The organism is Cupriavidus sp. 8B (assembly GCF_054589115.1).
Genome location: NZ_BAAILO010000506.1, coordinates 17,977 through 28,658, shown reverse-complemented (window position 1 = coordinate 28,658; position 10,682 = coordinate 17,977). Strand labels below are relative to the sequence as shown.

The window sequence follows — 10,682 nt, the reverse complement described above, 5'->3', positions numbered from 1 at the left end:
CCGTACAGCCGCGACAGCAGCTAGAAGCGCTAAAACATCGCCCACTCACGCTATTCTGCATCAGCAGCTAGAAGCATCAAAACCCCGCCCTAAAGAGACACCCCCGCGTCAGCGGGCCAGTGTCCTGTTCCCAAAACGATGCGTGCCCGCGCAACCAGCGACACCGGGATACTCCGCGAATGCGCCATCGAGGCAAGTTGAGACCGCTCGTCTTCGCTCAACACCAGATCCAGCTTCGGTCGTCCCATTGGCATGTTGGCATCTCCCGTATCGTCGATACCAACATCCTACAAAAATATAGATCGACGGCCAACGCGCCAGCAGTGAACACCGCAGGCGCGGTTGCCATGTTCAAGGTGTCGCAAGCAAGCTAAGTACGGCCAGGCTCATGGCGGTGACGCCAGTCTTTATCGACGGCTCTGGCACCGGGGCGAAGTATGGGGAATGATTGAAATATAGGGGCTTGCCACCGCTCTTGTTTGAGGCCGAGACCTCTTCGGGGTCAAACACTCCCACAAGGAAAAACATTAAAGGCACCCCCTCGCTGCCGTACTCCGCGAAATCCTCGCTGGTCGTGAGAGGGCGTGTACGGGCCACCTTGTCCTTGCCCAGGCCAGATTGCAGCGCCGCCTCGACGCGTGCGACCACAGTATCGCTGTTCACCACGCCGTAGCCATTGTCGGCAATCGTGATCTCCGGCTCGGGGGCTGCCGCCGCAATTGCCGATGCCCGCGCGACGCGCCGCACACCGTCGGCCAGGAGTGTCCGGACCCCTGAGTCGTAAGCGCGGATCGTGCCGCGCAAGACCGCACTGTCGGGAATGATGTTGCCCGAACTTCCTGCCTGGAACGCGCCGACGGTGATGACGCCGAAAGCCATAGGATCCTTCTCCCGGCTCGTGACAGTCTGTACATCCATGACGAATCGCGAGGCAATGATGATCGGGTCCAACGCCTTGTTGGGCGCGGAGCCGTGGCCGCCACGGCCTTTGAACAGGATCTCGAACGAGCTGGCGGCAGACGTCATGGGGCCGACGCTGTAACTGACTGTGCCATAGGGCCGGGGGTTGGTGTGCAAGGCTAGCGCCGTGTCAGGCTTGGGAAATCGCGTGAACAGTCCGTCGGCCAGCATTGCCCTGGCGCCGGCGCCGATCTCTTCAGCGGGTTGTGCCACGAACATCAGGGTGCCGCGCCACTTCTCTCTCATGGCTACCAAGGCGCGCGCGGCGCCTACCCAGCTTGCCATGTGCACGTCATGGCCACAGCTGTGTGCAACGAAGGTCTCACGCCCGTTCCACGTGGTCTGTGTCTTGCTGGCATAGGGCAATGAGGTCTTCTCTTCCATGGGGAGTCCGTCCATGTCGGTGCGCACCATGATGGTTGGGCCTGGGCCGTTCCGGTACATGGCCACCACCCCTGTCTTTCCGACGTTCTCGGTTACCTCGAATCCCAGTGTGCGCATCTCCCGGGCGAGCCGCGTTGCAGTGCGTGTCTCGCCGAATGCCAGTTCGGGGTGGGCATGCAGATCCTTGTACAAGGCGTCCAGTTCGGGATACATGGTTGCCACCAGGCTGTTCAACGGGGTGGCAAGCCTGCCGTCAAGCCCGTTGGACTGCGCCAACGCTACATTCACTGTGCCAACAAGCACGGCCGCCACCGCCGCACGGCGAACCATCGAGAGCTTTTCATGCACTTGGGAGTCTCCTTTTTTTCTTCCGTCAGTTGTGCGCAACCACTGTCCGCGTCTTGGCTCCGGGGCGTGATAACAGGCACGGTGTCGCCTTGCAGCAGTTGCATCTACTAGTATATACAAGTCTATTCGTGTGGATGTCATTCTTCACGAAGGGATCGTCTGCGCGAGACATCGCGGCACTGTAAACAGCCCGGTTCAGGAACTGACGAAATAGGCACGCCGCAAACGTTGCTGCCCTTCGAGTGGCGGGGGCGTGCTGGTTTGACCTGTCTGTGGCAGGGCGGCCGCTGTAAAAAGAATCCCCCGAGGCTGTTACTCGGGGGATGCTTGGTTTCTGGCTGTGGACGCTGAGCGCGGACCACGTGTTCTTTTGCGGACCCTTCGGTCGTTCCTTACATGCTGTCCTCAACCAGTCCATCGCGGTTGGTGATTCTGGCGCCATCGCTGAATACGTCTCGTCTATCTGTGACTCTCGCCCCATCTGAATAAACGTCAAACTTTGCGCTCTTCCCCCCATCTGAATATGGGTCTCGCGGCCCCATCACGCTAGCGCCGTCGGTGTATACATCTCGCGCCCCGATGCCGGCATAGGCTACCCCGGCGCCAAGCGCCGCACCCGCCGCAGCGAGCAGTAATACTGTCTTTACCATTTTTTTCACCTCTTTTTCAGGTGGTTGCAAGAACGCCGAAACAAATTCTTTTCGCTCCAGCGCGGCAGCTTTGTACGATTCCAATGTATGCGCTGACGGTAAGCGTTTGAATAAGGTCTCCTTCGGAAAATAGGCTAGGGGATTGCCCTATTGGATGGGCAGGGCGGACTCCGCCCTGCATACGCTATCTGGCCTGAGCAATCTGCGGATGATGCGCTATCGACCGCAGCCAGGTGCCAAGGGCCAACTGCGCCCGGATTCTGGCCGAAGACCCGAAACCCGGCACGACAATGCTCGCGCTCATACGGAATCTGGCGTCCAACCCGGACGGCATAGCTCATCGAATCCATCGGCTACGCTTACCGCAAAGGGGAGTTCTGACATAGATTCATAGTTATCCTGCGGCACCATGGATTCGCAGCACTTCGCCTGGCACCGATTCGGTGCAAATTCGTGATTTGCCACAGGAGCATCGGACACTAAGCTTTCGCAAGCGTATTGTCATTGCGGCTAACGAGAGAATGACTGGCTGTGGCAGGGGCTGTCCCCAGAATTTGAAGCGATCAATGGTCATCATTCCGCGCAACTCGAGGCTTAGCCTCTTCGTTCACACCGTATTTGTCGCGTTGGCGTATTACGCGGGTGCTCAGCTGGGACTTGCTTATGCGGTAGTGGGCGGTGCAGTGTCTCTGGTGTGGCCTTCCAGCGGCATCGCCCTCGTTGCGCTGCTCGTGATGGGCTCCGAAGCTGCCCCCGGAATTGCCATTGGCTCCGTTTTGGCCAACATGTCGGTGGGCGTGCCCCTACCAGTGGCCGCGGTGATTGGCCTCGGTGCGGCGGCTGCAGCCTTGACGGCTACATCATTGTTAAGGCGGGTAGCCCGATTCCAGATCACCCTGGACCGCATCAAGGACGTGTTGGCTTTCATCATCCTGGCTGCGACGCTCAGCACGGCAGTGAGTGCGCTGATTGGTGCGACCGCCCTCTTTGGAGGGGGCTTGGTGTCAGTCTCCGAGTACGGCACAGCCATTCTGAAATGGTGGCTCGGTGACATGATGGGGGTGCTCGTGGTGGCCCCGCCGCTGCTCTGCTTGCTCACGTATCCGAGCCCTATCCGCTCCGCAAAGCAGACCGTGGAAGCGTGTGGACTGACCGTTGCGATCTTCTGGGTGAGTTACGTCATCTTCGGCGCCACCGAACTTGCCGGGCACAGCTACTATCCGGCAGCCTTGGCGGTTTTTCCGTTCATCATCTGGGCGGCTCTGCGCTTCGATCACTTGGGCACCAGCCTCTCAACCTTGCTGGTCTCGATCGTGGCCATCTGGGGCACCACGAACGGCACCGGTCCCTTTGCCGCCGAATCCCCGGTGGATAGCCTCGTGAGATGGTGCGCCTTCGCGGATGTCGTGGCAGTAACCGGACTGCTGCTGGTGGCGGCACATGCTCAGGAAAAGCGCATCCATCGCCTCCTGCTGGCATCCCATGTCGAGTTGGAACGGCGCGTGCAAGAGCGAACCCAAGACCTGGAGCTAGCAAACAATGAACTGAAGCAGGAGATGGCGCGACGTCGCCTGCTGGAAGCAGAGCTGATCCGAATCGGCGATCAGCAGCAGAGACTCATCGGCCGGGAACTGCATGACGGCCTCGGGCAGCACCTCACCAGCTTGGGCTTCTATTGCGCCACCTTGAATCAAGAACTACAGAAGCATAGCCACCCAGCCGCCGCGAAGGCGGCTACTATCGTCGAATTGGTGAAGCAGGCGTCCTTGATGACTCGCAAGATTGCCCATGGCCTGGATCCGGTCGCCATGGAATCTGGTGGCCTTACGGTCGCCTTGCAAGGGTTGGCACAGACGACCCGCTCGCTGAATGCCATAGGCTGCACGCTCCGCATCGAGTCAAATGTGGACTTACTGGATCCGCCGATGCAGATTAACCTTTACCGTGCGGCACAGGAAGCAGTCAATAACGCGCTGAAATATAGCCAGGGCCGCCACATCTGGATCGACCTGGAGCGCGAAGGCGGAATGCAGAGGCTTTCCATCAGTGACGACGGGATGGGGGTCGACCTGGAACAAATGGAGCGCGCCTCGGGACTGGGACTTCACAACCTGCGCCACCGGGCAAGCCTCCTGGGCGGCTCTTGCATGGTCACCCGCAATGCTTTGGGTGGCACCACGGTTGCCATCCGCTATCCGATACCGGAGAGTCCAGGACATGAAAGGGAAGCCTTCTAGCCTGTGCCGCGCGACTCAGGTCCTGATCGTGGATGACCACCCCATCATCCGGGAGGGACTAACCCACTTGCTGAGTCTGCATGAGGATCTGCACGTCTGCTGTGCGGCCGGCAGTGCCGAAGAAGCCCTGGCGGTGATGGCCTGCCAGCCTGACATGGCCATTGTGGACCTCAGCCTGCACTCGAACTCCGGCCTGGATCTTGTCAAAACGCTCCGGCAACACTATCCAAAGCTGGCAATCCTCATCCTCAGCATGCATGACGAAACCCTGTTTGCCGAACGCGCACTGCGGGCTGGAGCAAACGGGTATCTGATGAAGCTCGAGGCCACAGAGCATATTGTGAATGCCATCCGTGAGGTGCTGGCAGGTAATATTTACCTGAGCGCCGCAATGCATGAAAAATTGGCGCGGGCTCTGACGGTTCCCCAAAGAATTCCGGCGGGCTCAATCGCAAGCCTTTCGGAACGGGAGTTCGAGGTCCTGCACCTGATCGGACTCGGCTTCGGCACCCGCGAGATCGCAGAGAAGCTGAGTCGGAGCGTCAAGACCATCGAGGCACATCAGGCCAACATCAAGGAAAAGCTGGATATTCCTAGCGGCAAGGAGCTGATGCGCTTCGCCATTCAGTGGATCGAGGGCCAATAGGGCGCAGCCCGCCCCACCGAATAAGGCAATCCCCTGGGACCTTTAAGCATTTTGGGAGATTCGGCCATGACGAGACGATCGCAGTACTCGCGCGGAATCAGTGATTGAGGATCTGGCTCAGGAACAGCTTCGTTCGGTCTTGCTGCGGGTGCATGAAGAACGCCTCGGGTTCGTTTTCCTCGATGATCTCACCGCCATCCATGAATATCACGCGATTGGCGACCGTCTTCGCAAAGCCCATCTCGTGCGTCACGCAGAGCATGGTCATCCCGCTCTTGGCGAGCCCCACCATGACATCGAGCACCTCCTTTATCATCTCCGGGTCGAGCGCCGAGGTGGGCTCGTCGAACAACATGACCTTGGGGCGCATGCAAAGGCTGCGGGCGATTGCCACGCGCTGCTGCTGGCCGCCGGAGAGCTGCCCGGGGTATTTCTTCGCCTGCTCGGGGATGCGCACACGCTCAAGGTATTCCATCGCGGCCTGCTCCGCCGCCTTGCGCGGCGTCTTGCGAACCCACATCGGCGCTAGCACGCAGTTCTCCAGGACCGTGAGATGTGGAAAGAGATTGAATTGCTGGAACACCATACCCACGTCGCTGCGGACCTTCTCGATGTTCTTCACGTCGCTGGTGAGCTCCACGCCGCCAACTATGATCCTGCCGCGCTGATGCTCCTCCAAACGGTTGATGCAGCGGATCATCGTGGACTTGCCCGAGCCCGAGGGACCGCAGATGACGATACGCTCGCCTTCGGCGACGCTCAGGTTGATGTCCTTGAGCACGTGGAATCTGTCGTACCACTTGTGCACACCATGCAGTTCGACCATGGCCGGGCCGGCGCCCGCAGGGTTCGCCGGAGGGTCGACGGCTTGTACGGCATTCATGTGCTTCCCCCCAATCGGACCTCAGCGCGTGTGGCCCGTTTGCAGCTTCTTCTCGAGCCACTGGCTGTAGCGCGACATGCTGAAGCAGAAGGCCCAGTAGATGCATCCCGCAAAAACATATCCTTCGGTCGAAAACCCCAGCCAGTTGGCGTCGGCATTGGCGGCCTGGATACTTCCAAGCAGGTCGAACAGGCCGATGATGAGTACCAGGCTCGTGTCCTTGAAGAGCCCAATGAACGTGTTCACGATTCCCGGGATCACCAGCTTGAGCGCCTGGGGCAGGATGACCAGGGCGGTCGATTTCCAGAAGCCCAGGCCCAGCGCCGCCGCGGCCTCGAACTGGCCCTTCGGAATTCCCTGCAGGCCGCCGCGCACCACCTCCGCCATGTAGGCGGAGGCGAACAGCGCTACGCCGATCAGGGCGCGCAGGAGCTTGTCGAAGTTCAGCCCTTCGGGCAAGAAGAAGGGCAGCATCACCGAAGACATGAAGAGCACAGTGATGAGCGGAACCCCGCGCACGAGCTCGATGAACGCCACGCACAGGGCCTTGAGAACCGGCATGTTCGTGGCGCGCCGGCCGAGCGCGAGGAGGATTCCCAGCGGCAGGGCGGCCACCATGCCGACGATGGCTATCACCAGCGTGAGGGTCAGCCCTCCCCATTTGCTCGTCTCGACGTGGCTCAGACCGAACCGGCCGCCGACCAGAAGGTAGAACGCGACGACGGGATAGACCAGGAGGAGCACGGCGCCCAGCCCCCGCTTCAGCGCGAAGCGCTTGAAGAACAGCGGCGCGATGAGCGCCCCCAGCAGCGCGATCGCCAGGTTCACCCGCCACTGCTGGGCGACCGGATAGAAGCCGTACATGAACTGGTCGAGATGCACGTGAATGAAGGCCCAGCACGCGCCGGCCCTGGAGCAGGCCTCGCTGCGGGTACCCATCCAGTCGGCCTTGATCAGTGCCCACTCGACGAGGGGCGGTACCACAAGATAAAGGAGATAGAGCGCGAGCAGGGTGAGCGCGCCGTCCTGGGGCGAGGCGAAGAGGTTCTTGCGCAACCAGCCTAGGCCCCCCATCGGGGCGGACGGCGGGGGCAGGTCGGCGTGGCGTTGCCGGTGAGTCATCATGGCCTAGCGCTCCACCAGCGCCATCCGTGCGTTGAACCAGTTCATGAACATCGAGATCACGAGACTGATTACGAGATAGACCGCCATGGTCATCGACATCACCTCGACGGCCTGGCCAGTCTGGTTCAGGGTGGTCCCGGCAAACAGCGATACCAGGTCGGGATATCCGATCGCCGTGGCGAGAGAGGAGTTCTTGGTAAGGTTCAGGTACTGGCTCGTGAGCGGCGGGATTGTTACCCGCATGGCCTGCGGGATGATCACGAGCCGCAATGTCCAGCTCGGGCGCAATCCGAGCGCGTAGGCCGCTTCCGTCTGCCCGTGGGACACCGAGAGGATGCCGGCACGCACCGTCTCGGCAATGAAGGCGGCGGTATAGATGGAGAGCGACACCAGCAGCGCGGCGAGCTCCGGGATCACGGCGATGCCGCCGACGAAATTGAAGCCCGCAAGCTCGGGCTTTACCCATTGCAGCAGCCGGCCCGTGAGGACGAACGCGGCGAGCGGCACGCTGACCAGCAAGACGACGGAAGCAAGATACGCCGGGAAGCGCTTGCCCGTGCGCTCCTGGCGGTGCCGCGACCAGCGCACGAGGACGACGGACGCAACCATCGCCGCAACGAGCGCGCACACCGTCCAGCCAAATCCGGCCTGCGCCTCCGGGCGCGGCAGGTACAGTCCCCGCAGCGTCAGAAAGACCGAGTCCCCGATGTACAACGCTTCGCTAGGCGCCGGGAGATTCAGGAAGACGGCGAAGTACCAGAAGAGAATCTGGACGAGTAGCGGGAGGTTGCGGAAGATCTCGATATAGGCCAACGCAAGCTTTGCCACCAGCCAGTTCCGGGAAAGGCGCGCCACGCCGATGATAAAACCGAGGATGGTGGAGCAGACGATGCCCAGCCCGGATACGAGCAGGGTATTGAGCAGGCCGACGACGAAGGTACGCCCGTACGTCGACGATTCCTCGCTGTAGGGGATCAGCGCCTGGTTGATGGCGAAGCCCGCCCGGTTCGCGAGGAAGCCGAATCCCGTCGAAATGCCGCGCATCTCGAGGTTGTGCATCAGGTTGCGGACCAGGTAGGCCGCGAGCGCGACGGCACCAACGCTCACCAGCACCTGCAACACGACCGCCCGGATCCGGGGATCGTTCCAGGGCGGCGGCCGCGTCGGCGGCGCTTCAGCGGGGTCCTCTATCTGGGCCATGTTCCGGGGTCGCTTCAGATTCCTGGCTTGAATCCGGCGGGCGGGCGCGGCGCCGTTCAACGAAAAGGAGGGCGCCTAGCGAATCGGCGGCGCATACTGCAGGCCGCCCTTGGTCCACAGGGCATTCAGGCCACGACCGATCTTGAGCGGGCTGCCCGAGCCGACGTTGCGCTCGAAGATCTCCCCGTAGTTGCCCACCTGTTTCACGATCTTGTAGGCCCAATCGTCGGGGACTCCCAAACCGTGCTTGATGACTTCCACGCCCAGCAGGCGCCTTATGTCCGGGTTCTTACTCCCCTTCATCTGGTCGACGTTCTCTGAACTCACGCCCAGTTCTTCGGCGTTCAACATTGCGAACAGTGTCCAGCGTACGACGTTGAACCACTCCTGGTCACCCTGGCGCACCGCCGGGCCGAGCGGCTCCTTGGAGATCACTTCGGGAAGCACGACGGCGCTGTCGGGATCGGCGAGCTTGAGGCGCAGTGCATAGAGCTGGGACTGATCGCTGGTGAGGACATCGCAACGGCCGGCCGCGAAGGCCTTCTCGGTTTCATCCGACGTGTCGTAGACCACGGCCTTGAACTTCATCTTATGGAGCGTGAAATAGTCCGTCAGGTTCAGCTCCGTGGTTGTTCCTGATCCCACGCAGACCGTCGCACCGTCGAGCTTAAGCGCGGATTTCACGCCGAGCTTCTTTTTCACGAGGAAGCCCTGCCCGTCAATGTAGGTGATGCCGGTGAAGACAATGCCCAGCCCGCCATCGCGGTTCAAAGTCCACGTGGTGTTGCGCGAGAGGACGTCGACCTCTCCGGACTGCAGTGCGGTGAATCGCTCCTTGGCGGTGAGCGGCGTGAACTTCACCTTGGAGGCGTCGCCGAATACCGCAGCCGCGATCGCCCGGCAAACGTCCACGTCGATGCCCTTCCAAACGCCTTTCTCGTCGGCCACGGAGAACCCCGGGAGCCCGGTATTCACGCCGCATTGGACAAAGCCCTTTTTCTTCACAGCTTCGAAGGTCGCCCCGGCGTGGGCCGTGCCGGCCGCGATGGCGAAAGCCACCATGGAAGCTGCCGTGATTGCGGTGCGCATTCTCATCACGTCCCCCTCGGTCCAGGTTCCTTGAACAGGCAACGACGCGCGGACAAGCGCACCATAATTCTCACCGCTTATAAGGCTAGAATAGCCAAGATCCTTCCGCAAGAAGGCAATTTGACATGTTGTTCCGGCTGACGCTTCACTTCCTTGCCAGCGGAAGTGAAGCGCTCGCGGCCCGGGTGTCGCCTGCGTAGACAAGCCATCTTGATGACATGAAAGTGAAATGTAGCCGAGGTACCGTGGCCCACCGATAGGGTGCGCTCACCCTGTCGCATGGCGGAGCCGAGGGAAAATCGGAGCGACCATCGGGCTTTTAGGGGTTGGATTGCATCATAAAAGTGACTGGTAGGATGACAAAGCGAATCGCATTGGTAACAGGTGGCATGGGTGGCCTCGGTGAGGCCATCACTATCAAATTGCATGATGCCGGCTACGACGTAGTCGTGACCCACACGCCAGGGAACCAGAATGCGCAGAGCTGGCTGGCTGCCATGGACGCAGCCGGCCGCAATGTACGTGCGTACCCGGTGGACGTGGCCGACTACGATGCATGCCAGGTGTCGATGGCACAGATACTCGCCGACATCGGTCGGATTGACATCCTGGTGAATAATGCGGGCATCACCCGCGATATGGCCTTCAAGAAGCTGGACAAGGTGAACTGGGATGCCGTGATTCGCACTAATCTGGACTCGGTGTTCCACGTCACCAAGCCACTGTGCGAGGGCATGGTCGAGCGTGGCTGGGGCCGCATCATCAATATCGCGTCAATCAATGGCTCCAAGGGAGCCTTCGGCCAAACCAACTACGCGGCCGCAAAGGCCGGCATGCACGGTTTCACAAAGTCACTGGCGCTGGAAGTCGCAAGGAAGGGGGTGACGGTAAACACCATCTCTCCAGGCTACCTGGCTACCAAGATGGTTACCGCCGTGCCGCAGGAGATCATGGATTCGAAGATCCTGCCTCAGATTCCGGTCGGCCGCCTAGGCAAGCCGGAGGAGGTGGCAGCCCTGGTCGCCTATTTGTGCTCGGAGGATGCGGCCTACGTGACCGGGTCCAATATTGCCATCAACGGCGGACAGCACATGCAATGAACGATGGGGCGAGACGCGGTGGCGTCACCGCTACCGCACTCTCGCCCCTGGAAATATCGC

General features: G+C 60.9%; 9 protein-coding genes. 3 read left to right on the top strand and 6 right to left on the bottom strand.

Annotated features, from left to right (window positions below; all coding sequences use genetic code 11):
- Positions 1 to 351 precede the first annotated feature (351 nt).
- Both ACYP5B_RS45750 and ACYP5B_RS45745 read right to left on the bottom strand, forming a co-directional pair.
- Entirely contained in the window at positions 352 to 1,674 is a 1,323-nt protein-coding gene (locus ACYP5B_RS45750; protein WP_459574016.1) for an amidohydrolase, read from the bottom strand.
- Between the two features lie 410 nt (positions 1,675 to 2,084).
- Positions 2,085 to 2,426: a hypothetical protein gene (locus tag ACYP5B_RS45745; protein ID WP_459573990.1), complete on the bottom strand. Its 342-nt coding sequence runs from the start codon at positions 2,424 to 2,426 to the stop codon at positions 2,085 to 2,087.
- A gap of 482 nt (positions 2,427 to 2,908) precedes the next feature.
- On the opposite strand from ACYP5B_RS45745, the gene ACYP5B_RS45740 reads away from it, so the two are divergent.
- Complete coding sequence (locus ACYP5B_RS45740) at positions 2,909 to 4,579, top strand: MASE1 domain-containing protein (protein WP_459573989.1); 1,671 nt, start codon at positions 2,909 to 2,911, stop codon at positions 4,577 to 4,579.
- Complete coding sequence (locus ACYP5B_RS45735) at positions 4,560 to 5,225, top strand: response regulator (protein ID WP_459573988.1); 666 nt, start codon at positions 4,560 to 4,562, stop codon at positions 5,223 to 5,225. The genes ACYP5B_RS45740 and ACYP5B_RS45735 overlap by 20 nt, the downstream gene beginning before the upstream one ends.
- A gap of 97 nt (positions 5,226 to 5,322) precedes the next feature.
- Here the strand turns inward: ACYP5B_RS45735 and ACYP5B_RS45730 are convergent, their stop codons facing one another.
- The 4 genes from ACYP5B_RS45730 to ACYP5B_RS45715 form a co-directional block, all read right to left on the bottom strand.
- A complete protein-coding gene (locus tag ACYP5B_RS45730; RefSeq protein ID WP_459574015.1) occupies positions 5,323 to 6,051 on the bottom strand; it encodes an amino acid ABC transporter ATP-binding protein in 729 nt (242 codons plus the stop codon).
- Positions 6,052 to 6,129: 78 nt separating this feature from the next.
- The gene (locus ACYP5B_RS45725) at positions 6,130 to 7,230 is read right to left on the bottom strand and encodes an amino acid ABC transporter permease (protein WP_459574014.1); all 1,101 of its coding nucleotides are present in this window, start codon (positions 7,228 to 7,230) and stop codon (positions 6,130 to 6,132) included.
- Between the two features lie 6 nt (positions 7,231 to 7,236).
- Complete coding sequence (locus ACYP5B_RS45720) at positions 7,237 to 8,433, bottom strand: amino acid ABC transporter permease (RefSeq protein ID WP_400099540.1); 1,197 nt, start codon at positions 8,431 to 8,433, stop codon at positions 7,237 to 7,239.
- 75 nt (positions 8,434 to 8,508) lie between these two features.
- Positions 8,509 to 9,522: an amino acid ABC transporter substrate-binding protein gene (locus ACYP5B_RS45715; RefSeq protein ID WP_400099542.1), complete on the bottom strand. Its 1,014-nt coding sequence runs from the start codon at positions 9,520 to 9,522 to the stop codon at positions 8,509 to 8,511.
- A 356-nt stretch (positions 9,523 to 9,878) separates the two neighbouring features.
- On the opposite strand from ACYP5B_RS45715, the gene phbB reads away from it, so the two are divergent.
- The gene (gene phbB / locus ACYP5B_RS45710) at positions 9,879 to 10,622 is read left to right on the top strand and encodes an acetoacetyl-CoA reductase (RefSeq protein ID WP_318234255.1); all 744 of its coding nucleotides are present in this window, start codon (positions 9,879 to 9,881) and stop codon (positions 10,620 to 10,622) included.
- Positions 10,623 to 10,682: the final 60 nt, after the last annotated feature.